The organism is Streptomyces sp. NPDC002055 (assembly GCF_040296705.1).
In the GTDB taxonomy this organism is placed as follows: Bacteria; Actinomycetota; Actinomycetes; order Streptomycetales; family Streptomycetaceae; genus Streptomyces.
In genome coordinates this window covers 43,784-69,325 of record NZ_JBEOXS010000009.1, presented here as the reverse complement: position 1 = coordinate 69,325, position 25,542 = coordinate 43,784, and the positions used below count along the sequence as shown (strand labels likewise).

The 25,542-nt window shown below is 72.6% G+C and carries 20 protein-coding genes; 6 read left to right on the top strand and 14 right to left on the bottom strand.

Annotated features, from left to right (window positions below):
* Positions 1-13: 13 nt before the first annotated feature.
* The 3 genes from ABT112_RS07570 to pdhA (ABT112_RS07560) are packed head-to-tail and all read right to left on the bottom strand — an operon-like array spanning position 14 to position 3,737.
* Positions 14-1,582, bottom strand: a complete 1,569-nt coding sequence (locus ABT112_RS07570) for a dihydrolipoamide acetyltransferase family protein (protein ID WP_351506805.1) — start codon at positions 1,580-1,582, stop codon at positions 14-16.
* A 24-nt stretch (positions 1,583-1,606) separates the two neighbouring features.
* Complete coding sequence (locus ABT112_RS07565; RefSeq protein WP_351506640.1) at positions 1,607-2,587, bottom strand: alpha-ketoacid dehydrogenase subunit beta; 981 nt, start codon at positions 2,585-2,587, stop codon at positions 1,607-1,609.
* A 1-nt stretch (position 2,588) separates the two neighbouring features.
* Entirely contained in the window at positions 2,589-3,737 is a 1,149-nt protein-coding gene (gene pdhA / locus ABT112_RS07560; RefSeq protein ID WP_351506638.1) for a pyruvate dehydrogenase (acetyl-transferring) E1 component subunit alpha, read from the bottom strand.
* A gap of 347 nt (positions 3,738-4,084) precedes the next feature.
* On the opposite strand from pdhA (ABT112_RS07560), the gene ABT112_RS07555 reads away from it, so the two are divergent.
* The 3 genes from ABT112_RS07555 (at position 4,085) to ABT112_RS07545 (ending at position 6,601) form a co-directional block, all read left to right on the top strand.
* Positions 4,085-4,744, top strand: coding sequence for a response regulator (locus ABT112_RS07555; protein WP_351506636.1), 660 nt, complete (start codon positions 4,085-4,087; stop codon positions 4,742-4,744).
* Between the two features lie 149 nt (positions 4,745-4,893).
* Entirely contained in the window at positions 4,894-5,436 is a 543-nt protein-coding gene (locus tag ABT112_RS07550; protein WP_351506634.1) for a pyridoxamine 5'-phosphate oxidase family protein, read from the top strand.
* Between the two features lie 175 nt (positions 5,437-5,611).
* Entirely contained in the window at positions 5,612-6,601 is a 990-nt protein-coding gene (locus ABT112_RS07545) for a phosphotransferase (RefSeq protein ID WP_351506804.1), read from the top strand.
* 93 nt (positions 6,602-6,694) lie between these two features.
* Here ABT112_RS07545 and ABT112_RS07540 read toward each other — a convergent pair whose 3' ends face one another.
* Positions 6,695-8,287: a protein kinase domain-containing protein gene (locus ABT112_RS07540; protein WP_351506632.1), complete on the bottom strand. Its 1,593-nt coding sequence runs from the start codon at positions 8,285-8,287 to the stop codon at positions 6,695-6,697.
* Positions 8,288-8,610: 323 nt separating this feature from the next.
* Between ABT112_RS07540 and ABT112_RS07535 the strand changes: the two genes are divergently transcribed.
* A complete protein-coding gene (locus ABT112_RS07535; RefSeq protein ID WP_351506630.1) occupies positions 8,611-10,284 on the top strand; it encodes a protein kinase domain-containing protein in 1,674 nt (557 codons plus the stop codon).
* Positions 10,285-10,658: 374 nt separating this feature from the next.
* Here the strand turns inward: ABT112_RS07535 and ABT112_RS07530 are convergent, their stop codons facing one another.
* The 8 genes from ABT112_RS07530 to pdhA (ABT112_RS07495) form a co-directional block, all read right to left on the bottom strand.
* Positions 10,659-11,222, bottom strand: a complete 564-nt coding sequence (locus ABT112_RS07530; protein ID WP_351506628.1) for a bacterial proteasome activator family protein — start codon at positions 11,220-11,222, stop codon at positions 10,659-10,661.
* Between the two features lie 256 nt (positions 11,223-11,478).
* A complete protein-coding gene (locus ABT112_RS07525) occupies positions 11,479-12,231 on the bottom strand; it encodes a hypothetical protein (RefSeq protein WP_351506626.1) in 753 nt (250 codons plus the stop codon).
* Positions 12,232-12,434: 203 nt separating this feature from the next.
* Complete coding sequence (locus ABT112_RS07520; RefSeq protein ID WP_351506803.1) at positions 12,435-13,412, bottom strand: NAD(P)H-quinone oxidoreductase; 978 nt, start codon at positions 13,410-13,412, stop codon at positions 12,435-12,437.
* Between the two features lie 160 nt (positions 13,413-13,572).
* Positions 13,573-15,153: a molybdopterin molybdotransferase MoeA gene (locus tag ABT112_RS07515; protein WP_502975279.1), complete on the bottom strand. Its 1,581-nt coding sequence runs from the start codon at positions 15,151-15,153 to the stop codon at positions 13,573-13,575.
* A gap of 565 nt (positions 15,154-15,718) precedes the next feature.
* Complete coding sequence (locus tag ABT112_RS07510) at positions 15,719-16,780, bottom strand: DUF6457 domain-containing protein (RefSeq protein ID WP_351506622.1); 1,062 nt, start codon at positions 16,778-16,780, stop codon at positions 15,719-15,721.
* A gap of 128 nt (positions 16,781-16,908) precedes the next feature.
* Positions 16,909-18,471 carry a dihydrolipoamide acetyltransferase family protein gene (locus ABT112_RS07505; protein WP_351506802.1) on the bottom strand — a complete coding sequence of 521 codons (1,563 nt, stop codon included), beginning with the start codon at positions 18,469-18,471 and terminating at the stop codon, positions 16,909-16,911.
* Positions 18,471-19,466: an alpha-ketoacid dehydrogenase subunit beta gene (locus ABT112_RS07500; RefSeq protein WP_351506800.1), complete on the bottom strand. Its 996-nt coding sequence runs from the start codon at positions 19,464-19,466 to the stop codon at positions 18,471-18,473. Before ABT112_RS07500 ends, ABT112_RS07505 begins: the two co-directional genes overlap by 1 nt.
* A gap of 53 nt (positions 19,467-19,519) precedes the next feature.
* On the bottom strand, positions 19,520-20,662 hold the full coding sequence (gene pdhA, locus ABT112_RS07495) for a pyruvate dehydrogenase (acetyl-transferring) E1 component subunit alpha (RefSeq protein WP_351506621.1): 1,143 nt from the start codon (positions 20,660-20,662) through the stop codon (positions 19,520-19,522).
* Positions 20,663-20,886: 224 nt separating this feature from the next.
* On the opposite strand from pdhA (ABT112_RS07495), the gene ABT112_RS07490 reads away from it, so the two are divergent.
* On the top strand, positions 20,887-21,387 hold the full coding sequence (locus ABT112_RS07490; protein ID WP_351506619.1) for an Lrp/AsnC family transcriptional regulator: 501 nt from the start codon (positions 20,887-20,889) through the stop codon (positions 21,385-21,387).
* Positions 21,388-21,521: 134 nt separating this feature from the next.
* Here ABT112_RS07490 and ABT112_RS07485 read toward each other — a convergent pair whose 3' ends face one another.
* Positions 21,522-22,121, bottom strand: a complete 600-nt coding sequence (locus tag ABT112_RS07485) for a TetR/AcrR family transcriptional regulator (RefSeq protein WP_351506617.1) — start codon at positions 22,119-22,121, stop codon at positions 21,522-21,524.
* The gene (locus ABT112_RS07480) at positions 22,118-23,641 is read right to left on the bottom strand and encodes a 3-hydroxyacyl-CoA dehydrogenase (protein WP_351506615.1); all 1,524 of its coding nucleotides are present in this window, start codon (positions 23,639-23,641) and stop codon (positions 22,118-22,120) included. Before ABT112_RS07480 ends, ABT112_RS07485 begins: the two co-directional genes overlap by 4 nt.
* A gap of 154 nt (positions 23,642-23,795) precedes the next feature.
* On the opposite strand from ABT112_RS07480, the gene paaN reads away from it, so the two are divergent.
* A complete protein-coding gene (gene paaN / locus ABT112_RS07475) occupies positions 23,796-25,493 on the top strand; it encodes a phenylacetic acid degradation protein PaaN (RefSeq protein WP_351506613.1) in 1,698 nt (565 codons plus the stop codon).
* Positions 25,494-25,542: the final 49 nt, after the last annotated feature.

Sequence of the window (25,542 nt, the reverse complement as noted above, 5' to 3'; positions counted from 1 at the left end):
CGGCCCGGTCAGCTCAGCCCCAAGTGACGAGCCTCTTCGGATCCTCCAGGACCGCCGCGATGTCCGAAAGCACCCTGGAGCCCAACTCGCCGTCGACCAGTCGGTGATCGAAGGAGAGCGCAAGAGTCGTCACCTGGCGGGGCTTCACCTTCCCCTTGTGGACCCACGGCTGGAGCTTGACCGCTCCGAACGCGAGAATCGCCGCCTCTCCCGGGTTGAGGATCGGGGTACCGGTGTCGACGCCGAAGACGCCGACATTGGTGATGGTGACCGTGCCCCCCTGCATGGCGGCCGGGGAGGTCTTGCCCTCCCGCGCGGTGGACACCAGTTCGCCGAGGGACTCGGCGAGCTCGGCCAGGGTCATGGCGTGGGCGTCCTTGATGTTCGGGACGATCAGGCCACGCGGAGTGGCCGCGGCGATCCCCAGGTTCACGTAGTCCTTACGGACGATCTCCTGGTTGGCCTCGTCCCACGCCGCGCTGATCTCCGGGTTGCGCCGGATGGCGATGAGCAGCGCCTTCGCCACCAGCAGGAGCGGGTTGATGCGCACGCCCGCCATGTCCGGATCCTGCTTGAGCTTCTGCACGAGCTTCATCGTCCGCGTCACGTCCACGGTGATGAACTCGGTGACGTGCGGCGCGGTGAAGGCGCTGGTGACCATCGCCTGGGCGGTCGCCTTGCGAACGCCCTTGATCGGCACCCGCGTCTCCCGGGCTCCCGGGGCGAACGTCTCAGCACCCTCCGCTGCGACGGTCGGCTGTGCCACCGGCGCCGGTGCCGACGGCGTCACCGGCGCGGTCTCGGTGGCCGCCATGGCCGAGGCCGCGGCAGCGTGCACGTCCTCGCGAGTGATCACACCGTCGCGGCCCGTCGGGGTCACCGCGGCCAGGTCGATGCCCAGGTCCTTCGCGAGCTTGCGGACCGGGGGCTTGGCAAGCGGCCGCGCCCCACCGGGCTCACCACCGGACGGCGCCATGGGGGTCGCTGCCGCAGGGGCACCCGTGTGTCCGTTCAGCTCCGCCTGGATCGCGGCGGCCGTCGGCCGCGGCGCGGCCGTTCCGTTGTTGCCACCTGCACCGGCACCCGCCTGCCCCGGAACGGAATGCCCCGGCACGGCCTGCCCCGACTGCGGCTTGCGCGGCCGGCGCTTCGTCGAGGAGACGGACACGCCGTAGCCCACGAGAACCGGCTGGCGGCCCTCCGGCTCGGTGTTCTGCTCGGCGGCCGGAGCGCCGGCCGCCGCCGCGCCCGGCTCTGCCGCCGCATCCGGAGCACCCGCCTCGGACGAGGTCGGGGCCGAGGCCGGGGCTGGAGCAGCTCCCCCGGGCGCGGTGTCCACCGAGATGATCACTGTGCCGACGTCCACCGTCGTGCCCTCGGCGAAGCGCAGCTCGTGCACCTGCCCGTCGAAGGGGATCGGCAGTTCGACCGCCGCCTTGGCGGTCTCCACCTCGCAGACCACCTGGCCGTCGGTGACGGTGTCACCGGGCTGTACATACCACTTGAGGATCTCCGCCTCGGTGAGTCCCTCGCCCACATCGGGCATCTTGAACTCTCGGAAGCGCTGACCGGTCTCAGTCATCGTCACGAACTCTCCTCAAGCCGCTCAGTACGCCAACGCGCGGTCGACGGCGTCCAGCACCCGGTCGAGCCCCGGCAGGTACTCGTCTTCCAGCCGGGCCGGCGGGTACGGGGCGTGCATGCCGCCGACCCGCAGCACCGGGGCCTCCAGGTGGTAGAAGCACCGCTCGGTGATCCGGGCGGCGATCTCCGAACCCGTACCCAGGAATACCGGAGCCTCGTGGACGACGACCAGCCTTCCGGTCTTCTCGACGGACTGCTGGACCGTGTCGAAATCGATCGGGGACATCGAGCGCAGATCCACGACCTCGAGGGACTTGCCCTCCTCGGCCGCAGCGGCGGCGGCTTCGACGCAGACCTTCACCATCGGCCCGTAGGCGGCCAGCGTGAGGTCGGTGCCCTGCTGCGCGACCCGGGCCTTGTGCAGCGGGCCGGGGATGGCGGTGGTGTCCACCTCGCCCTTGTCCCAGTAACGGCGCTTCGGCTCGAAGTAGATGACCGGGTCGTCGCTCTCGATGGCCTGCTGCATCATCCAGTAGGCGTCCGAGGCGTTGGACGGGGAGACCACCTTGAGGCCCGCGACGTGCGCGAAGAGAGCCTCGGGCGACTCGCTGTGGTGCTCGACGGCGCCGATTCCGCCGCCGTAGGGGATCCGGATGACGACCGGCAGCTTGATCTTGCCGAGCGCCCGGGCGTGCATCTTGGCGAGCTGCGTGACGATCTGGTCGTACGCGGGGAAGACGAAACCGTCGAACTGGATCTCCACGACGGGGCGGTAGCCGCGGAGCGCCAGACCGATCGCGGTGCCGACGATCCCGGACTCGGCGAGCGGGGTGTCGATGACCCGCTCCTCGCCGAAGTCCTTCTGCAGGCCGTCGGTGACGCGGAAGACGCCGCCGAGCTTTCCGACATCCTCGCCCATGATGAGGACCTTGGTGTCGGTCTCCATGGACTTGCGGAGCGACTCGTTGATCGCCTTGGCGAGCGAGAGCTTCTCGACAGCCATCTCAGTTCCCCTCCTCGGCGAAGGACGCCTGGTACGCAGCGAACTGCGCGCGCTCTTCGTCGACCAGCGCGTGGCCATCGGCGTAGACGTTCTCGAACATCGCCATGGAGTCCGGGTCGGGCATGGCGCGTACGGCCTCCCGGACCCGCTTCGCGAGCGCGTCGCTCTCGGTCTCCAGTGCGGCGAAGTACGCCTCGTCGGCGTGCCCTTCCTTCTCCAGGTAGACCTTCAGCCGCTGGATCGGGTCCTTGGCCTCCCAGGCCGCCCGCTCGTCGTCCTGGCGATACTTGGTCGGATCGTCGGAGGTCGTGTGGGCACCCATGCGGTAGGTGAAGGCCTCGACGAGAGTCGGGCCCTGGCCGCTGCGGGCCCGCTCCAGCGCGGACCGGGTCACGGCCAGGCAGGCGAGTACGTCGTTGCCGTCGACCCGGACACCGGGGAAGCCGAAGCCCTGAGCGCGCTGGTAAAGGGGGACGCGGGTCTGCCGCTCGGTGGGTTCGGAGATCGCCCACTGGTTGTTCTGGCAGAAGAACACCACGGGGGCGTTGTAGACCGCGGAGAAGGTGAAGGCCTCGGCGACGTCGCCCTGGCTGGATGCACCGTCCCCGAAGTAGGCGATGACGGCGGAGTCCGCGCCGTCCTTCGCCACACCCATCGCGTAACCGGTCGCGTGCAGCGTCTGCGAGCCGATCACGATCGTGTACAGGTGGAAGTTGTTGCTGTTCGGGTCCCAGCCGCCGTGGTTCACGCCGCGGAACATGCCGAGCAGATTGGTCGGGTCGACCCCGCGACACCAGGCGACACCGTGCTCACGGTAGGTGGGGAAGACGTAGTCGTCCTCGCGCAGCGCGCGCCCGGAGCCGATCTGGGCGGCCTCCTGGCCGAGCAGCGATGCCCACAGACCCAGCTCGCCCTGCCGCTGCAGCGCGGTCGCCTCGGCGTCGAAGCGCCGGGTCAGCACCATGTCCCGGTACAGGCCGCGCAGCTCGTCGGGGGTGAGGTCGATGGAGTACTCGGGGTGCTCGACCCGCTCGCCCTCCGGCGTCAGCAGCTGTACGAGCTCGGGCTGGCCGGCCGGCGGCTTCTTGGCGCCGGCTCGCTTGCCGCTGCTGCGACGCGGTTTCCGCGCGGCAGTGCTCTCCACGGTCACGGTGTGCTCCTCCGTCTGTCCGGCCCCCGGGATCCGCCGGGTGGCCTGGTGTCCCCCCTGGCCGTCGGCCAGGGGAGGGGCTCACCCGCTTCGGAACGGCGCACGGGGTAGGTGCGGCGGGCCGAACGGGCGTGACAGGCGCCCGGACAGTGGCCTGCAACACGCACGTTACCCAGTACTTCGCATCTCTGCGAAACCCCTCCTGACCTGCGATTTTGCTTGGATTTCCAAGTAAATCGAGAAATTCGGGAACAACCACTGGTCACAGCCTTGCAGCCCTCCGGGCCAACGGCACGTTATCCCGGAGGGCAAGAGCACGGGAAGAGTTCGTGTGTGAGACTGACTATGTGTGCGAAGAAGGAAGAATTAGTGTATTTCTCCTCGACGACCATGAAGTGGTACGACGCGGCGTTCATGACCTTCTGTCGGTTGAGGACGATATCGAGGTGGTCGGCGAGGCCGGCACCGCCGCGGACGCGCTGGCCCGCATTCCGGCCACCCGCCCCGATGTAGCCGTGCTGGACGTGCGGCTTCCGGACGGCAGTGGCGTGGAGGTCTGCCGGGAGATCCGCTCGGCGAACGAGGACATCAAGTGCCTGATCCTGACCTCCTATGCCGATGACGAAGCGCTGTTCGACGCGATCATGGCGGGGGCGGCCGGCTACGTCCTGAAGGCGATCCGCGGCAATGAGCTGCTGTCCGCCGTGCGGGACGTCGCGGCCGGCAAGTCCCTGCTGGATCCGGTGGCGACGGCACGCGTGCTGGACCGGCTGCGGGCCGGGAACGTCCCGGAGAGCGACTCCCGGCTGGCGAACCTCACCGAGCAGGAACGCAAGATCCTGGAGCTGATCGGAGAGGGCCTGACCAACCGGGCCATCGGCGAACGGCTCCACCTCGCCGAGAAGACGATCAAGAACTACGTCTCCAGCCTGCTGGCGAAGCTCGGCATGGAGCGCCGCTCCCAGGCCGCGGCGTACGTGGCCCGGCTGCAGGCGGAGAAGCCCTGACCCCGGCTTCCGACCGCCGGCGCCGAGCCGCGGCGGCGGCGGGTGAGTTGCCCGCGATCGGCCCGGCTGCCCGGATCGGGACCAACGGCCTCCGCTTCGAGGGCCGCCGCCCCTAGGGCTGTCCGCTTCGACCGGACAGGGTGGTGGGCATGTCCCCCGATCCCTCCTCCCCCGACCCGTCCACCGAGCCCGCGACCCCGTCCGGCACCGCACCCGGCCCTGCGTCCGGAACCACCGCCGGGCCCGCTGCCGGAACCACCCCCGAGCCCGCTTCCGGGCCCGCTTCCGGCAGCCGCGCGATCGACCTGCTGCGCAGCATCGCGTACGGCCGTCTCTCGGTGAGCATGCGTGCCCTGCCGTTCGTGACTCCGGCACGACACATCGTGGCGGACGGCAGAGTGCTGCTGCGACTGCACCGCGGATACGGCTACCACCGGGCCTGCGACGGCAATGTGGTGGCCTACGGGGCGGACAACATCGGCCACGGCACCGAGGACATCTGGTCCGTCCAGTTCACCGGGACAGCCCGCAGCGTCGACCCGGAGCCGCGGGAACTCGCCCTGTTCGGACGGATGCCGCGCTCCGCCGACAGCGACCCCTTCGAGCCGGCATATCTGCACGTCGAGCCCGGGTTCATCACTGTGCACGACCTGTCCGGCGTCCCGCTGCGACATTCCGGGCACACTGTGTGACCCCAGGTGATCTAACATCTGGCGAGTGCCGCGCTCATATGCCGCCTCGGCTTCTCGCGCCCCGCTGCCATCGCCCCGGACCGCTCCGGACGGCGACGGCGGCCCGGGGGATGCGCCGGACGGCGTCCCCGACGCCGACGACGGGCCCGCCGGCGAGACTCCGGACGGCGGCACCCTGTGTGCCCTGTTACGCCGGTACGAGGGCGCGGGCGAGCCGCTGTCCTGCGAGCGCCTCGCACAGGGCCTGCTGAACCGCGGCTACCACCTGGCCACCACGCGCGGCCGGTACTTCCTCAAGCACCACCTCGACGGCGACCGCGCCGCCATCGCCCGCCAGCACGGCGCGACCGCACGGCTCGCCGTGCTGGGCCTGCCGGTCGCCCCGCCGGTCGCGGACGCCGAAGGGCGCACCGTCGCCGTGATCGGCGGCCGCTGCTACGCGCTGCACCCCTGGGTGGACGGCCGGCACCGCGGCGGCGGCGAGCTGACCGCCGCCCAGTCGCGGCGCCTGGGATCCCTGCTGGGGCTGGTGCACACCTGCCTGGAGCGGGTGATGCAGCAGTCCGCGGTCCCGGAGGCCGAGGCCCGGGTGGAGAGCGCCGACCCGTCGGACACCTTCGAGCTCATCGAGGAGTTGCTGGCGCTCGCCCGCGCGAGGCGCCCCCGGGACGCCTTCGACGAACTGGCCGAGCACCGGCTCGTCGAACGGCGGGCGCTGCTGGAGCGGCACGCCCACCGCCGCCCGGAGGCCGGTGCCGAGCCCGCGACGGGCTGGGTGCACGGCGACTTCCATCCGCTGAACCTGCTCTACCGGGGCGCCGAGCCCGCGGCGATCCTCGACTGGGACCGGCTGGGCGTCCAGCCGCGCGCCGAGGAGGCGGTCCGGGCCGCGGCGATCTTCTTCGTCGGCCCCCGGGGAACGCTGGAGCTGTCCAAGGTACGGCCGTACGCCCGCGCCTACCGGCGGGCCACCGGCGCCGCACCGGAGGAGCTGGCGGCGGCCGTGCACCGGGTCTGGTGGGAGCGGCTCAACGACTTCTGGATGCTGCGCTGGCGCTACCAGCTGCGCGACGGCAGGGCGGACCCGCAGTTCCCCGCGGCGGCCGCGCTGTCGGTCTGGTGGACCCGGGAGTACGAGGCCGTGCGCGACGCCTTCGCGGACTGAACGAACCGCGCCGGACCGGCCGGGCGCGGTCCGGTCCGGGTGGACCGGACCGGAAGATGCCCGACGGAGGACCGCCGGCCCCGCTGGCCGGCGTCAGCCGCCCGTCGGCTCTCCGACCGTGCCGGGGCTGCCGATGGCGCCCTCGTCGTCTCCGTTGCCGCCGTCGGTCGCGGTCTCGTCCTCCGAGGGGACCGGAGTCTCGCCGGTACCACCGTCGCCCGTACCGCTCGAGGTGCTCTCGCTCGGCTGCTCGCTCGGCGACACCGACGGCGTCGAGGACGGTGTGTAACTGGGCGAGTACGAAGGGCTGTAGGACGGTGTGTAGTCGTCCTGGCCGCCCACCGAGCTCTCGCCGGTGTCGGTGTCCTCCGTCGTCTCCTCCTCCGAGGGCTCGCTCGACTCTTCCTTCGTCGTCTGCGAGCTGCTGGGGCGTTGCTTGGGGTCGTCCTTCGTCGTGTCCTTCATGTTCTGGACCGCCACCACGACCCCCACCGTGACCGCGATCACCGCGAGTGCGGCGAGCAGCCACGCCTTGCCACGGCCGCCCTTGCCGTTGCCGCCGCCCTGCCGGTGGCCTCCGTCGAAGCCGCCGTCGTCGTCCCGGCCGCCCGGCAGGATCGGACCGCCGACGCCCATCTGCGAGGTGTCGCCGTGGCTCGGGTGCGGCAGGACGCTGGTGCCGGCCAGCCCCATCGCCGGGGCCCCCATGCCCGCGTGCTCGACCGGCCCGGTGTCCCACACGCCGGTGTGGCCGCCCTTGTCGGTCAGCATCTGCAGCGCGTACTGCACCAGCCCGCGCATCTCCTCGGCGCTCTGGAACCGGTCGTCCGGGTCCTTCGCCAGGGAGCGCATGACGAGGCCGTCGAGCTCCGGCGGCACCGAGTCGGAGACCTCCGACGGCGCCACCGGGGTGTCCTGAACGTGCTGGTAGACCACCGAGAGCGGCGTCTCACCGGTGAACGGCGGGCGCAGCGCGAGAAGTTCGTAGAGCAGGCAGCCCGTGGCGTACAGGTCGGAGCGGTGGTCGACGGCCTTGCCAAGGGCCTGCTCCGGGGAGAGGTACTGCGGGGTGCCCATGACCATGCCGGTCTGCGTCATGGTGGACTGGGCGCCGTGCAGGGCACGGGCGATGCCGAAGTCCATGACCTTGACCGCGCCGCTGTTGGTGATGATCACGTTGGCGGGCTTGATGTCACGGTGCACGATGCCGTGGTGGTGGCTGTAGGCCAGCGCCTCCAGCACACCGGAGACGATGATCAGCGCCTGGTCCGCCGGCGGTGCCTCCGCGTTGAGCAGGAGGTCGCGGATGGTGCGGCCCTCGACCAGCTCCATGACGATGTACGGAACGGTGTTGGGGCCGACGACGTCCTCGCCGGAGTCGTAGACGGCGACGACGGCGTGGTGGTTGAGGCCCGCGACGGACTGGGCCTCGCGGGTGAAGCGGGCCTTGGAGACCGGGTCCTCGGCGAGGTCGGCGCGGAGGAGCTTGACGGCCACGGTGCGGCCGAGCCGCACGTCCTCCGCGGCGAAGACCTCGGCCATGCCTCCGCGGCCGAGGCGGTGGGTCAGGCGGTAGCGGCCGTCGCCCACAAGTCCGCCGCTACCCCACTGCTCCGGTGCGTCGGGGTTTCCCCCGCCGGAGGCCTCGGGTTCGGACGGGCCCTGGGCGCGCTGCGTCTGTGCCATCGGTCCTCGCCGTCATTTCTGTCCGCGGCTCGAATGGCTGCGGTCCTACGGTCTTCCGCTAAGGCACGCTACAGGGTCCGGAGGGCGCGCCGTCCCGTGATGGACAGGCCATCAAACCCGCTCCGGAAGGAGCGGCGCAAATTCCGTGGTGAGCCAGTAACGCTTCATGAACTCTTCCTGCGCAACCAGTCACGGAACGGGCATGCGGCTTGACGTGTCCGACCCCTGCGGCAGACTTTGGCGAGAATCACAACCGCAGCATTGCCGAAATCGGTACACCGGGCCGCGTTGTCAGGCTGCGTGCCACGGGGGGAGCAGGAAAAATGAGTCAGGACGGCGCTCAGGGACGCTACGAGGGCCGTGCGGTCGGCGGCGGCCGCTATCAGCTGCGCGACCTGCTCGGGGCCGGCGGCATGGCATCCGTGCACCTGGCCTACGACACCGTGCTCGACCGACAGGTCGCGATCAAGACACTGCACACCGAACTCGGCCGGGAACAGTCGTTCCGCGAGCGCTTCCGCCGCGAGGCCCAGTCCGTGGCGAAACTCTCACACACCAATATCGTCTCCGTCTTCGACACCGGCGAGGACTCGCTGCCGGACGAGCAGGGCGGCGGCGCCGTGATGCCGTACATCGTCATGGAGTATGTGGAGGGCAAGCCGCTGCGCTCGGTGCTCGACGCCGATGTGGCGCAGTACGGCGCGATGCCCGCCGACAAGGCGCTGAAGATCACCGGCGATGTGCTGGCGGCGCTCGAGGTCAGCCACGAGATGGGTCTGGTCCACCGGGACATCAAGCCGGGCAACGTGATGATGACCAAGCGCAATGTGGTCAAGGTCATGGACTTCGGCATCGCCCGTGCCATGCAGTCCGGGGTCACGTCGATGACGCAGACCGGCATGGTCGTCGGTACTCCGCAGTATCTGTCGCCGGAGCAGGCGCTGGGCCGCGGTGTGGATGCCCGGTCCGACCTGTACTCGGTGGGCATCATGCTCTTCGAGCTGCTGACCGGGCGGCTGCCGTTCGACGCGGACTCGCCGCTGGCCATCGCCTACGCCCACGTCCAGGAGGAGCCGGTCGCACCGTCGAGCATCAACAGCTCGATCCCTCCGGCCGTGGACGCGCTGGTCGCGCGGGCCCTGAAGAAGAACCCCAACGAGCGTTTCCCGACAGCCGAGTCGATGCGCGACGAGTGCGCGCGCGTGGCGGGGAGCGGGCAGACCGGGGCCGCGCCGATCATCATCGCCGGCGGCCCGGCGGCCCGCAGCGGGGCGGGCGTGGGGTCCGCGGTCTTCCCGCCGGTGGACCAGCCCACTCCGCCGGCGCCGCAGGTGCAGACGCCGTACCAGCCCCACCCGTCCAGTGGACAGATGGGCAGCTTCGGGCCGTCCACCCCGCCGCCCCCGACGCACCCGCTCCAGCAGGGCTACCAGAGCCCGCCGCCGTCCCCATACGCCGGCGGCCCCCAGACTCCGCCGCCGTACGCGGCGCCGACCGCCACGGCGTCGACCGGCGGCAGCGGGGGGAAGAGCAGCACGTCGGTGATCGTGGGCGCGACCCTCGTCGCGCTGCTGGCGATCGGCGGACTGATCACCGCGATCGTGGTGAACCAGGGCGACGACAACGGCGGACAGCAGGCGAGAACCGGAAACGCGTCCCAGTCGGACAAGCCGGATCCGGACGACGACGATGACGACGAGGCGTTCAACCCCGGCGACAAGACGAAGACCGTCAAGCGCGAGTCGTGCACCGAGGCGATCGAGTACTACGACGACAAGTCGAAGCTCTCGGCGCCGGACTTCCAGTACCGCGACATCACCTCGGTGACGGACTGCCTGCGCGCAGCCGGATGGAAGTACGAGGTGGTGCATGAGAACGAGAACACCTGGGGCAAGGACCTGGTGCTGCGTCAGACTCCGCTGGACGGCGACCCCTTCGACCCGAACGACAAGACGGAGAAGTTCGTCCTGACCGTCTCCACGGGCAAGCCCTCCTGACACCGCCGGGTGAGTCGGCGGGGCCCTCGGGTCGGTACGTCGACGTCACCCATCCGCGCCACGGCTGCGGGGCGCGGATGGCGGAGTGAGCACGACAGGGGACCGGCCCGGCGCCCCACACCGTCCGTCCTGAGGGCCCGGCGCGATGCGCGCCGGGCCGTCAGGCGTATCGGTTCAACGGCGCTGCGGGTGGGGCCCGATGCAGCGCGTGCTCCATCGGTCGATTCGAGACGCTGAGGCTCCGACGCCGGTCACGGGACGGCTGCGGGCTCCCTCCGGGCAACGGCCCTCGGTCCGAGGACCGACGGCAGCCGTCGAGCCGCACCCGGATCAGCGGTTGAGGTGCCGACGGCCCGCCGGATGAGCTTCGGATCTCAGAGGTACGGCCCCGAGCGGGCACCGCCGTGGGCCGGCACGTCCTCGCCGTCCTCGGCGCCCATCACCCCGGGCGGGAGAGCCCGGCGCATCTGCTCCAACTGCGCCCGCGCCGCCATCTGCTGTGCGAACAGCGCGGTCTGGATACCGTGGAAGAGACCCTCCAGCCAGCCGACCAACTGGGCCTGAGCGATGCGCAGTTCGGCCTCGGTCGGAATGGTCTCGTTGGTGAAGGGAAGCGACAGCCGCTCCAGTTCCTCGACGAGTTCCGGAGCGAGGCCGTCCTCCAGCTCCTTGACCGAGCTGGCGTGGATCTCCTTGAGCCGTACCCGGCTCGCCTCGTCGAGAGGAGCCGCCCGGACCTCCTCCAGAAGCTGCTTGATCATGCTGCCGATGCGCATGACTTTCGCGGGCTGCTCGACCATCTCCGTCACCGGGACCTCGCGCGACTCGTCGTCACCCTCCCCGCCACCGGGGTTGGCGTTGCCGAGAGCCATTCCGTCGGGTCCGACGACCAGAACGTGGGGGCTCTCCTGCGACCGTTCGTTCCTCGGCATCTCCATGCCGCCCATTCTCTCGCACCCGTGCCTCGAAGGCGTTGTGCCCCTGCCAGGACGTGATCCACCCTGCCGCGGCGCCTGCGGTGGCGTCGGTGACCGCATCGGCTTCGCGCCCGGTGGCCGGCCGGGTACGCAGGGCCGGGGCGGGAAGCGGGAGTGAGGACGGGTAACCGGCGGCTGTCGTCACGGAACGCCGGTCTCCGGGGTGGGTAAGGGCGACGTTCGGCCACGCGGTGCCTCGCAGCTCGGCGAGCGCCGATCAGCGCCGGCGGAGCCGGAAGCCGATGAAGGCCAGGCCGATCCCCATGAGCGCCAGCCCGGTGCCGAGCGGCAGCACCCGCAGCATCCGTCCGGAGTGCTGGGCGACCGTCTGCCCGGTGCTCTCGCCGGTCGCGCTCGGGCCGTCCGGACCGGTCGTCGGGGCCACGGGCTCGTCCGGTTCCGCGGCACCGCTCTCGGCCGGACGGGGCGAGCGCGACTGCTCGGCCTCCACAGGGGCGCGGCCCGTCCGGGAGGGGTCCGGCTTCGGGGATCCGTGGGGCTCCGGTGGCCTGGAGATGCCGGCGCCGGGCGAGGGAGGAACGGCGGGACGGTCCGGCCGGCGTGCCTCGGCCGGTGCGCTCGGGTCCCGCGCACCAGGCCGTTCCGGCACTCCCGGCGGCACCTCGGGGCGGGCCGCCGGATCCGGACCCCGGCCCGGCCGCGCCCGCCCTTCCCCGGCGAGGCGCCCGGCGAAGGGCCCGTCCGGGTCCCTGCTCCGCTGCCATGCGGCGACGCGTTCGTCGAGCTCGGCGAGCAGCGGAGCCGGGAGTCCGATCACGGGAAGGGCCGGCTGCGGGCCTGACCAGAGGCCGGGGGTCCGTCCGATGGAGTGATCCCGGGACCAGGTGTCGGGCGTCCGGCCCGGAGTGTGGGCGGACCGGCCCTCGAGAGCGAACGCCGCAGGTGCCGGCAGCAGCACGGCCCCCGCGAGGAGGCCGATGGCGAAACGTAGGCGGAGCGCTGGAGCCACGGCTGTGACCCCCTCCCGTGCCGAGCCGTGAAGTGACCATGTTCAGCGTCACACGACCGGAAGAATCTGGCATCTCGGGCATTTGATGCAATTCGCCGCCACGGTGCGGCCGTCCGCCCGCCGTTCCGGATCCGCACAGCCGGAGCCGCACAGCCTGAGTCGCACAGCCTGAGTCGCACAGCCGCTGCCGCCGGTCGGCCTCTTCAGACGGTCAGCAGGATCTTCCCGATGTGGCCGCTCTCCTCCAGCACCCGGTGGGCCTCGGCCGCATCGCGCATCGGCAGGGCCCGGTCCACCACCGGGCGGACCCGTCCGTTGGCGATCAACGGCCAGACGTGCTCACGCACCGCCGCGACGATCGCGGCCTTCTCCGAGAGCGGGCGCCCGCGCAGCGAGGTCGCGGTGACCGCCCCCCGCTTGGCCAGCAGCGCGCCGAGGTCCAGCTCTCCCTTGCGGCCACCCTGCATGCCGATGATCGCGAGGCGGCCGCTGACCGCGAGCGCCTTCACGTTCCGGCTCAGATACTTGGCGCCGACGATGTCGAGGATGACATCGGCCCCCTTGCCGTCGGTGGCCTTCCGGAGCTCCTCCACGAAGTCCTGCTCGCGGTAGTCGATCAAGATGTCGGCACCCAGCTCCCGGCAGCGCTCGAGCTTCTCCGCGCTGCCCGCCGTCACCGCGACACGCGCGCCGATGGCCTTGGCCAGTTGGATCGCCATCGTGCCGATGCCGCTGGAGCCGCCGTGGATCAGCAGGGTGTCCCCGGGGCGCAGGTGGGCGACCATGAAGACGTTGGACCAGACGGTGCAGACGGCCTCCGGCAGAGCCGCGGCCGTCACGAGGTCGACGCCCTCGGGCACCGGCAGCAGCTGGCCCGACGGGACCACGACCTGCTCCGCGTACCCGCCGCCGGCCAGCAGCGCACACACCTCGTCGCCCACGGCCCACCCGGACACATTGGGCCCCAGGGCGGTGATCCGCCCGGAACACTCCAGGCCGGGGTACGGGGAGGAGCCCGGCGGCGGATCGTAGAAGCCCTGCCGCTGCAGCAGATCGGCGCGATTGACCGCGCCGGCCGCGACCTCGACCAGGACTTCGCCCTCGCCGGGGACGGGTTCCGGGACCTCGGCCCACACCAGGGCCTCGGGTCCGCCGGGTTCGGGGATGGTGATCGCGTTCATAGGCATGGCGGCGAGGCTACTCCGCCCCCGGACGGCACGACGATCACGCGCCCCGGAACGGCGGCCGACGCCGTCCCGCGGCGCCGGCCGGTCCGTCAGCGCGCCGTTCGCGGACGGACGGTCGCCGTACGGCACTGCCGCCCGCCCGTCCCTGACCGGGTCACCGGAAGTCGTCCCCGGCCGGAGGTGCGGCCGTGTCGAACCGGTCGGGCCAGGGCAGTTCGAGGATCTCCGCATCCGCTCCCGCTTCGGCGCCGCCCGGCGGTACGACGGCGAGCCCGTCGGCGGCGGCGATGCCTCGCAGCATGGCCGGACCGGTGAAGTGCAGGGGCCTGGCGGCCTCGCCGTCGAGGGCGACCGGGACGAGACGGGTGTCGTGGGGATGGCCCTGCACATCGGTGGCGAACGGCAGCGTGACGGCGTACGGGTTCGGGCCGCGGCCGGACAGCGTCCGCAGCAACGGTTCTGCAAGCGTGAGCAGGCCGGAGACGGCCGCGAGCGGATTGCCGGGGAGCCCCACCAGGTGCCGCTCCGGGGCGAGTCGGGCGAGCAGCATCGGGTGCCCCGGGCGCACGGCGACGCCGTCGACCAGCAGCGTGGCACCGACCCGGCGCAGGACCGGATGGACGTGGTCGACGGGTCCGGCGGCGGTGCCACCGGTCGTGACGAGGAGGTCGGCGGTGGAGTCCGCGACGGCCCGGTGCAGGAGGCCGGCGTCGTCGCCGAGCCGGCGGGTGGACACGACGTCCGCCCCGAGCGCCCGCAGCCAGGGGCCGAGCATCGGTCCGAGCGCGTCACGGATACGGCCTTCGCGGGGAAGTCCGCTGCTCAGCAGCTCGTCGCCGAGGATGAGGACCTCGGCCCGGGGGCGGGTGACGGTGGGCAGTTCGTCATAGCCGGCGGCGGCCGCGAGGCCGAGGACGGCAGGGGTGACTAGCGTCCCGCCGGGCAGCAGCCGGTCGCCGCGGCGGCACTCCTGGCCACGGAGACGGATGTCCTGACCGGGGGTGATGTTCCGGCCGGGGGCGATGTGCAGGCGCTCACCGGGAGAGCCGGGACGCCCCCGGGTCTCGCCGTGCTCGGTGCGCAGCACCGCAGTGGTTCCGGCGGGAACGGGAGCACCGGTGGCGATGCGGACGGCGTGCCCGTCGGGCAGCGCCGCGGGACCGTCCTGACCGGCGAGAATGCCGGGGTCACCGGGGTCGTCGACCGTCCAGGGGCCGGGGCCGGCGAGGGCCCAGCCGTCCATCGCGGAGGTGTCGAAGGAGGGCAGGTCGGTCAGGGCCGGGAGCGGCTCGGCGAGGATGCGTCCCAGCGAGTCGTCCAGCCCCAGGACCGCCGTCGGCAGCGGACCGTTCGCGGCCCGGGCGGCACGCTCCCTGGCCGCGGGCCAGGGAGTCGCTCCGAGAGGCCTGCCGTCCCGGACCTGGCCGGAACGCGTGACCGGAACGGAGGCCGCGGTGCGCTCCGGCCCGGAGTCCTCCGACCCGGCGAACCGTTCCGGCACGCCGAGGATGTCCGACACGGACGGCCACGCGTCGTCCTCGGACGGCGCTTGCCCGGCAGGCCCCGCGCCCTGAGCGCGCGCGCCGGAACCGGAGCGCGCGCCGGAACCCGATGCGGGGACCCCGGCGCACTCGGACGCGGGGGCGGCTGCTCCGGGGGCCCCTCCACCGGTAGGAAGTCCCTCGTACGCCTCGTGCCCCACCGCCGATTCGCGCGGGTCGGGCTCCGCCCGCACGATGTCCGATCCATCGGGACACCCGGAAGCGGCATGTCCTGGCGCCGCGCCCGCCACCGGCGGACCGTGCAGTTCCCCCGTGCAGCAGCACGGGCAATGCCCCTGAGCGGTCGCCGTGGTGCGCCCGCCAAGACGAGGCGCGGCAGGGTCGACGGAGTCGGTCGAGCGCTGTCCCGTCAGCGGCCGGCGCCCCTCGTTCGCGATGGCCAGGGCCTCGTCCACCGCCTGGTCGACGTCCCTCTCGACCACCGCCGACCGGGACCTCGCGTCCGCCACCGACCGGGCCTTCCGGTCCGGTCCGGTGGCCTCAGGGCCGAAGGGGTCATTCCCCGGGGCGTTCCGGTGTGCCTCGCTCCCCCCGGTGGCCGTCCCACCGATGTCACCGCAGCCGGGTGCGGAGCGGTCGGCCCGCCCGTGCCGGACATCCCCGCGGGCGCGGCCGTCACCGGGAACGCGGCCTTCACCGAGAACACGGCCGTCGCCGGGAGACAGAGCGTCGCGGTCCGCGTCCCGGTCGGTGTCGTGGTGCGTCTCACGGTTCGTCATCGGTCCGCGCCCTGCCTCGTCATCCGTCGGTCTTTCCACCGTCGGCCGGTCCCTCGGCGGACTCCGCCGCCCAGCGCGCGGCGAGTGCCGCCGCCCGGCGCGCGGCTTCCGCCACCTCGGCCGGAGTGCCACCCGCCCGGCCCGCCGCGTACCCCACCAGGAAGGTGGTCAGGGGCGCCGCCGGCCGGGTCACGCCGTGCGCGGCATCGCGGGCGAGGTCCAGCAGAACGCCGGTGTCGACGTCCAGCTCGATCCCGAGTTCGTCCTTGACTGCGGCCATCCATTCGTCCAGCACGTTTCCATGCTCCCTGATGCGGGCGCGGGCGGACGCAAGGTCCTCCCAGGTGTCGCAGTCGAAGGACGCCGTGGGGACGGGCCCGGGTATGCGCCGGAGGGTGAGTTCGGCGCTGAGCAGGCGCAGCGGCAGATGAGCGAGGCCGCCGTGCTCGGCGGCGAGCAGGGAGAGTTCACGGCGCAGCGGCTCGGTTCGGTAGGCGGCGACCAGCGGCTGGTCCCTTCCGTCGGAATCGACGAGCAGCACCCCGTCGGCCGGCTCGTTTCCCGCGGTGCCGTTGGCATCATCCGCCCGGGCCGTGGCCGCGTTCCGCGCCGCCCGGAAGGGGTCGGCCGCCTCGGGCCGGGGCGCGCCGCCGTCCCGGATCTCCCGGTCCGCGGTGGCCCGGCCGGCATCCGGGTCGGCGTCCGGCCGTGTCGCGGGGGCCGGGCCCGGCCCGGGCTCCTCCCCGTCCAGCGCCCCGATCAGCGCCCGCACCGTTTCGGCCGACAGAAACGGCAGATCCGCGGAGAGGGCGAGTACCACCGGCTCCGTGACGTGTGCGAGGCCGGCGTTGAGCGCCGCCAGTGGGCCGCCGCCGGGGGGCTGCTCACGCGCCCAGCGCACCGGGCGCGCGGTCGGCCGCCGGGAACCGACGACAACGGTCGCGGTGGCGTCGGCGCACGCCCCGAGCACGCGGTCCAGGAGCGAGCGCCCGCCCACATGGAGGCCCGGTTTGTCCGCTCCGCCCATTCGCTTGGCGGCGCCACCGGCCAGCACCACCGCGTCGTACCCCTGCGCAGTCATGCCTCGAGTATCCCGGGCGCGTGGGACGTCGCGGCAGCCTCATGGCTCCCCGCCCGCATGGAGGCGCGCGCCCCACTCCCGGCAATGCCGGCCCTGTCCCCGGCGCCGGCCGCCGGGGACAGGCGACGTCACACGGTGCGCAGCAGCACCGCCGGCTGCTCGACGCAGTCGGCGACGTACCGGAGGAAGCCCCCGGCGGTGCCGCCGTCGCAGACCCGGTGGTCGAAGGTGAGCGACAGCTGAACGACCTGCCGCACCGCCAACTCGCCCCGGTGCACCCACGGCTTCGGCACGATGCGCCCCACGCCCAGCATCGCCGCTTCGGGGTGGTTGATGATCGGCGTCGAGCCGTCCACGCCGAAGACGCCGTAGTTGTTGAGCGTGAACGTGCCGCCGGTCAGGTCGGCCGGTGTCAGCGTGCCCGCCCGCGCCTTCTCCGTGAGCCGGGCGAATTCCTCGGACAGGGAGGCCGCGTTCCGGGTGTGCGCGTCCCGGACGACGGGCACGACCAGGCCCCGGTCCGTCTGCGCCGCGAATCCGATGTGGACGCCGGGGAGCCGGACGACCTCGCGGGCCTCCATGTCCACCGTGGAGTTCAGTTCGGGGTGGCGGGCGAGTGCGGCCGTGCAGATCCGGGCCAGCAGCGCGAGCAGTGACACCTTCGGCCCACCGGCGGCGTTCATGGCGGAGCGGGCCGCCATGAGTTCGGTGGCGTCGGCGTCCACCCAGCACGTCGCCTCGGGGATCTCCCGTCGGCTCCGCGACAGCTTGTCCGCCACGGCTCCGCGCACTCCGCGCAGCGGGATGCGTTCCGCCGCCGGTGCCCCGCCGGTGGCCGGCTGCCTGACCGCCTCGGGCCCTCCCCGGTCGGTGGCGGTCGCCACCCCGGAGGCGCAGGGAGCCGTGTGGCTCGGCGCCGGCCGGGCCGGCGGCCCGGTGAGTGTCCGCGCGGCGCTCTCGACGTCGGCCCGGAGGATGAGCCCCTCGGGCCCGCTGCCCCGCACCTCGCGGAGATCGATCCCGTTCTCCCTGGCCAGCCGCCGGACGAGAGGCGAGATCACGGCGACCGGTCCGGAGCCGCCGGCTGTCGTGGCTGCGGAGGTGGCGCGTGTCGTGGCACGGCCGTCTGCCGGAACGTTCGCTTCCTGCTGCGGGGCCGCACGGACGGCGGCTCCGCCGGCTCCCCCTCGCGGTCCGTCGGCCGCGGGCGCGGAGGGCAGCGAGAAGCCGCCCGTGGGACGGACCCTGCGCCGGCGGGCCACCGGCGCACCGGTGCCGTAGCCGACGAGCACATTGCCCGATCCCTCGTCCCCGCCCGCGCCGGCCCTGCCGTCGACGCCGCCCTCGGACCCGACACCCGGCGCAGCCGAGTCCGCGCCGGCCGAGCCCGGGGTCGTTCCCGGTACCGAGGTGCCGGGCCCGGGGCCGCCCGGGGTGCCCGCGTCCGCGCCGACCGCGACCGTCAGCAGCGGTGCCCCGACCGGCAGCTCCGTGCCCTCCTCGCCGTAGCGTGCGGTGACCACGCCCCCGTAGGGACAGGGCACCTCCACCATGGCCTTCGCCGTCTCCACCTCGACCACCGGCTGGTCGACGGCGACGACGTCGCCGACCTGCACCAGCCAGCGGATGATCTCGGCCTCGGTCAGCCCCTCGCCGAGATCGGGCAGCCTGAACTCCCGCACCACGGCCATCAGCTCCGCACCTCCCCCGGTGTCCACTCCGACTCCCACTGCAGCCGGGCGACCGCGTCCAGGATGCGGTCGACGCCGGGCAGGTGGTGGCGTTCGAGCATCGGCGGCGGATACGGGATGTCGAATCCCGCGACCCTGAGCACCGGGGCCTCCAGGTGGTGGAAGCACCGCTCCGTCACCCGCGCGGCGATCTCCCCTCCGGGACCGCCGAACCCGCTGGACTCGTGCACCACGACGGCCCGCCCCGTCCGGCGGACGGACGCGCAGACCGTCGCGTCGTCGAACGGCACCAGACTCCGCAGGTCGAGGACTTCCAGATCCCAGCCCTCGGCGCGGGCGGCGTCGGCGGCCTCGAGGCACACCGGCACGGACGGCCCGTAGCTGATGAGCGTCGCGCTGCGGCCCGCTCGCCGGACCGCGGCGCGACCGATCGGGCCGACCGCTTCGGGCTCGTCCGGCGACCAGTCGGCCTTCGACCAGTACAGCCGCTTCGGTTCCAGGAAGACGACGGGATCGTCGGAGGCGATGGCGGCCCGCAGCAGACCGTACGCGTCCGCCACCGTCGCCGGGGTGACGACGTGCAGGCCCGGGGTGGCCATGTAGTAGGCCTCGGACGAGTCGCTGTGGTGCTCGACGCCACCGATCCCGCCGCCGTACGGCACCCGCACCGTGATCGGCATCGGCATCGCGCCCCGCGTCCGGTTGCGCATCCGGGCGACATGGCTGATGAGCTGCTCGAACGCCGGGTACGCGAAGGCGTCGAACTGCATCTCCACGACGGGCCGCAGACCGTACATCGCCATGCCGACCGCCGTGCCCAGGATGCCCGCCTCGGCCAGCGGTGTGTCCGTGCAGCGGTCGTCGCCGAACTCCCGGGCGAGGCCGTCGGTGATCCGGAAGACGCCGCCGAGCGTGCCGACGTCCTCCCCGAGGACGTGCACGGACGGGTCCTCGGCCAGGGAATCCCGCAGGGCGCGGCCCAGGGCCTGGGCCATGGTGGCGGGTTTGCGCACCGGGGCGGCGGGCCCGGCGGCGGCTGGTGCGGTGGTCACTTCCCGCCCTCTCCCTCGTGGTCGGCGGCGTCGAGCTCGGCGCGCAGCTGGGCGGCCTGTTCCCGCAGCTGCTCCGTCTGCTCGGCGTACACGTGGCCGAACAGGTCCATCGGGTCCAGGACCGGGTCCTGGTTCATCCGCTCCCGCAGGTCGGCCGCCATCTCCTCGGCGGACTCGCGGACCACCCGGGCTTCCTTGTCGTCCAGCAGGTGCCGGTCCCGCATCTCGCGCTCCAGCAGCGTGATCGGGTCGTGTTCCCGCCACTCCTCGACCTCGTCGTCCGGGCGGTAGCGGGTGGCGTCGTCGGCGTTGGTGTGGGCTTCCATGCGGTAGGTGACGGCTTCCACGAGCGTCGGCCCCTCGCCCGCGCGGGCACGGCGGACGGCCTCGCCGAGCACGTCGTGGACCGCGACCGCGTCGTTCCCGTCGACGAGCCGGCCCGGCATGCCGTACCCCACCGCCTTGTGGGCCAGGGAGGGCGCGGCGGTCTGCTTGGCGAGCGGCACGGAGATCGCGAAGCCGTTGTTCTGGACGAGGAAGACGACGGGGGCGCGCCAGACGGCGGCGAAGTTCAGTGCTTCGTGGAAGTCGCCCTCGCTGGTGCCGCCGTCGCCGACCATGGCGAGCGCGACGACGTCGTCCCCCTTGAGCCGGGCGGCGTGCGCCAGGCCCACGGCGTGCGGGAGCTGGGTGGCGAGCGGCGTGCACAGCGGCGCGACGCGGTGCTCCCGCGGGTCGTACCCGGTGTGCCAGTCGCCGCGGAGCAGGGTGAGCGCCTGTACGGGGTCGAGCCCGCGGGCCACGGCGGCGAGGGTGTCGCGGTAGCTGGGAAAGAGCCAGTCCCGGTCCTCCAGGACGAGGGCGGCGGCGACCTGGCAGGCCTCCTGACCGGTGCTGGAGGGGTACACGGCCAGCCGCCCCTGCCGGGTGAGGGCCGTGGCCTGCGTGTTGTAGCGGCGGCCGCGGACCAGCTCGGCGTGGAGCCGCTTCAGCAGGGCGGGATCGGTGTCCCGCCCCGCGGGGGTACCCAGCAGGCGGTACGGCTCCTGGTCGGGAAGGAGCGGCGCCGGGTCGGTGCGGGGCCGCCAGGCGGGCGGCGGGGCCGGGTGGTAGGACCCGGGCTGTTCGAGGACCGTCATTCGAGCACCTCCTGGGACTCGCCCCTGGGCTTCGGCGTGGGGACCTGGGGCCTGCTGGGCCGGGGCGACGGGCAGGGCTTAGCGCGACGCGGTGTGGCACGTCTCACCTACCGATTGTTCGGTCGACGGCACATTTTGGCTACATGCGGCCTCAGCCTGTGGACAAACGGTTTTCCACAGCCTGAGATGAGGGCAGGACGTCCACCGTGGGGAGGCATAGGCGGATGGCAACTGAACGGATGGCCGACGAGAGCCGGATGCCGCCCCCGCGGCCGCTGGACGCGATCGACCGCGCCATCCTCCGGATGCTCCGCACCGACGGGCGCGCCTCGATACGCTCCGTGGCCGAACGGGTGCACATCTCGCGCGCCAACGCGTACGCGCGCATCAACCGGCTCATCGAGGACGGCGTGATCCAGGGCTTCGGAGCCCGGGTCGACATGGAACGGGCAGGCCAGGGCGCCGCCGCGTACATCACGCTGAAGATCGTGCAGAACTCCTGGCGCACGGTCCGCGAGCAGCTCGAGGAGCTGCCGGGCGCCGCGCACATCGCCCTGGTCAGCGGCGATTTCGACGTCCTGCTGCTGGTGCACACCGAGGACAACCGCGCGCTCCGGGAACTCGTCCTGACGCGGATCCAGTCGATCCCCGAGGTGCTGAGCACGCGCACGCTGCTGGTGTTCGAGGAGACGGACCTCTGGCCGGAGGATCCGGCCGAGGCCTGAACCGCGGCCGGCGGCAGGGACGGAACCGGCCCGGGACGGCGCGGGGTGGGCCCGAAGCGCCGCCGGGGCGATCCGCCCGCCGGCGCCTGGGCGGAGCGTCGCCCCGGAGGAGGGCCGACGCCCAGAAGAAGGGTCTAGGAAGAGGCGGACGTCCGCAGGCCGTCGAAGGCCATCCGCACCACCGTTTCGGCCACGTCGTCGCCGTCCGCGTGGCCGCTGCCGTGCGGCCGGTACCACTCGACGATCGAGTTGATCGTGCCGAACAGCAGCCGGGTGGCGAGCCGCAGGTCCACGTCGTCGCGCAGGTCGCCCTCCGCCGCGGCCTGCTTCAGCAGCTCCGCGACCTGCTGGTCGAACTCGCGGCGGCGCTCCATGGCCCACCGCTCGGTGTCGGTGTTGCCGCGCACCCGCAGCAGCAGCGTGACGTACGGCAGCTCGGCCATCAGCACCTCCGCGGTCCGCCGCGTCACGTGCTCGAGGCGGTCGATGGCCCGGCCCTCGCACGCCCCCGGCTCCCGCAGGATGGCGAAGAGCCCGTCGAGGGCGCGGCGTATCGCCAGGCGCAGCAGTTCCTCCTTGCCGCGGACATGGTGATAGATGGACGACTTGGAGATCCCCGCCGCCCGGGAGAGGTGCTCCATGGAGGTGCCGTCGTAGCCCCGCTCGTTGAACACCTCGACGGCGACCGCGAGCAGCGATTCGGGCGTATAGGTGTCGCGCTTGGCCATGGTCATGATGAGAACAGCTTTCCTTCGGCCGTCGCACGACGGAGCAAGGGCTGGGACGGGACGTAGCGGCCAGTAGGGTACGCGTCGTCGAGGCCCCACAGGACCCTGCGCACCCAGCCGGCGCCGAGCTCGTCGGCCCACTCCAGCGGGCCGCGCGGGTAGTTGACGCCCAGCCGCATCGCGGTGTCGACGTCCTCCGCGCCGGCGACGGCGCGGGCGACCGCCTCGGTGGCGAAGTCGGCGAGCATCGCGACGGTGCGCGCGACGATCATTCCGGGCACGTCGTCGATCACGCTGACCTGCTTGCCGAGCGCCTGGAACAGGCCGATCGCGTCGCTGAGCGCCTCGGGGGAGACGAGGTCGGAGGGGGCGAGGGCGATCCGGGTGGCGGTGCGGTAGTCCAGTGCGAGATCGAAGCGGATATGGGTGCCGGACAGATCGGTGGTGGCGGCCGAGCCGTCGGTGAGCGTGAGCCGCGTGCCGCCGGGCAGCGCGATGAACCCCTCCGACACGAAGGAGGTGCGATCGCGGGTGACCTCGATGCCCGCCTCGGCGATCAGCTCGGCCAGGACCGCGGCGGGCCCGAGGTCGCCGTGGACGCCGACCGTGGCCGGCGCCTTGCGGGGCTCCGCGGTGTGCGGCTCCGGCCTGGATTCCCCCTCGCCGTACGCGTACCAGCCGCGGCCCGACTTCCGGCCGTGCAGACCCGATTCGACGAGCCGGCGCTGGGCGAGCGAGGGGGTGAACCGCGGGTCGTGGAAGCAGGACTCCCAGACGGACCGCGTGACGGCCTCGTTGACGTCCTGGCCGATGAGGTCGGTCAGCTCGAACGGGCCCATCCGGAAGCCGCCGGACTCCCGCAGGACGGCGTCGATGGTGGCCGGGTCGGCCGCCCGCTCCTCGTACAGCCGGAAGGCCTCGGCGTAGAACGGCCGGGCGACGCGGTTGACGATGAAACCGGGGGTGTCGGCACAGCGGACGGGCGTCTTCCCCCAGGCCGCCGCCGTGTCGTGGGCACACTTCGCGGCGGCTTCGTCGGTGGCGAACCCGCTCACCACCTCCACCAGCGGAAGGAGCGGCGCCGGATTGAAGAAGTGCAGCCCGACCAGGCGTCCGGGGCGGGAGAGCGCCCCGCCGACCGCGGTGACGGACAGCGAGGAGGTGTTCGTGGCGAGCAGGCAGTCCTCGGAGACGACGGATTCGAGGGCCGTGAAGAGCTGCTGCTTGGCGCCCAGCTCCTCGAGGATCGCCTCGACGACGAGCCGGGCGTCCGCGAGGCCGCCGAGTTCGGTGACCGCGCCGAGCCGGCCGCGGGCGGCGTCCCGCTCCTCCGCGGTGAGCCTGCCCTTCTCCACGAGCCGGTCGAGGCGCACCGCGATGGCGTCGACCGCCGTCCCGGCCCGGCCGGGAGCCACGTCGTAGAGCCGCACCGGATGCCCGGCCAGCAGCGCGACCTGGGCGATCCCCTGGCCCATGGTGCCGGTGCCGACGACGGCGACGGTGCCGGTGCGGTCGATTGCGGTCATGGTGAAGATCCTCCCCGACGAGTTGTCCACAGGACCCCAGGCCCCCTTGTCCCGACCGATCGTTCGGTTACAGTATCTCCCGGGGGAAGCCCCCGGGCCCCTCGCACTCCGGATACTCGATTCCCAGCCCGGCTCAACGAGGAGTTGGTCAGCCATGGCCGCCGATCTCACCGCTCTCCAGCTGATCGAGAAGCACCGCTCGACCCTCGACCAGGCGCTGGAAGCCATCCGCACCCGCGCGTACTGGTCTCCCCACCCGGAGCACCCGAAGGCGTACGGCGAATCCGCGGCCGACGACGGCCTGGCCGCCTTCGAGGCGCTGCGCGGCAAGCGGCTCGACCTCGGCCAGCCCGGGACGGACGCCTGGGCGGGCGACGAGGTCTCGCCGTACGGCCCGGAGCTGGGCGTGGAGTATCCGCACCCGGATGTCGACGTGCTGCTGCCGGCGATGCGGGCGGCCATGCCGGGGTGGCGGGAGGCCGGGCCCGAGACCCGCGCGATGGTCTGCCTGGAGATTCTGTCCCGGATCAGCGCCCGGACCCATGAGTTCGCCCAGGCGGTCATGCACACCAGTGGCCAGGCGTTCATGATGGCGTTCCAGGCGGGCGGGCCGCACGCCCAGGACCGCGGTCTGGAGGCCGTGGCGTACGCGTATGTGGAGCAGGTGCGCACCCCGGAGGCCGCGGACTGGTCCAAGCCCCAGGGGAAGCGGGACCCGCTGAACCTGCGCAAGGCGTTCACCGCCGTGCCGCGCGGCATCTCCCTGCTGATCGGCTGCAACACCTTCCCCACCTGGAACGGCTACCCGGGCCTGTTCGCCTCCCTGGCCACCGGGAACGCCGTGCTGGTCAAGCCGCACCCGCGGGCGGTCCTGCCGCTGGCGCTGACGGTGGCGGTCGCGCGCGAGGTGCTGTCCGAGGCCGGGTTCGACCCGAACCTGGTGGCACTGGCCGCCGAGCGGCCCGGCGAGGGGCTGGCCAAGACCCTGGCCGTGCGGCCCGAGGTCCGCATCATCGACTACACCGGCTCGACCGCCTTCGGCGACTGGCTGGAGGCCAACGCCCGACAGGCGCAGGTGTACACGGAGAAGGCCGGCGTCAACACGGTGATCGTCGACTCGACCGACGACTACAAGGGCATGCTGGGCAACCTCGCCTTCTCGCTGTCCCTCTACAGCGGCCAGATGTGCACCACTCCGCAGAACCTCCTCGTCCCGCGCGACGGCATCACCACGGACGCCGGCCACAAGTCGTACGACGAGTTCGTCAGCGACCTGGCGGGCGCCGTGAGCGGCCTGCTGGGCGACGATGCCCGGGCGAACGCCCTGCTGGGCGCCATCGTCAACCCCCAGGTGCGGGAGCGCCTGGAGTCCGCCGCCGGGCACGGCGAAGTCGCCCTGGAGTCCCGGAAGGTGGCGCACCCGGACTTCCCCGGAGCCACGGTCCGTACGCCCGTGATCGTGAAGGCGGACGGGACGCGGAAGGTCTGGGACGGGGCGGAGCCGGACGCCGCCTATCTGTCGGAGTGCTTCGGACCGGTGTCGTTCGCGGTGGCGGTCGACTCCGCGTCGGACGCGGTGGAGCTGCTGCGCCGCACCGTCCGGGAGAAGGGCGCCATGACGGTCGGCGCGTACACGACCTCCCCGGACGTCGAGCAGCTGATCGAGGAGGCGTGCCTGGAGGAGTGCGCCCAGCTGTCGCTCAATCTGACCGGCGGCGTGTACGTCAACCAGACCGCTGCGTTCTCGGACTTCCACGGCTCGGGCGGCAACCCGGCGGCGAACTCCGTGCTCTGTGACGGGGCCTTCGTCGCGAACCGCTTCCGCACGGTCGAGGTCCGCCGCCCGGCGTAGTGCGCGCTTCCCCGGCGCCGCGGATCCCTCCGGCGCCGGGGGCGGGCAG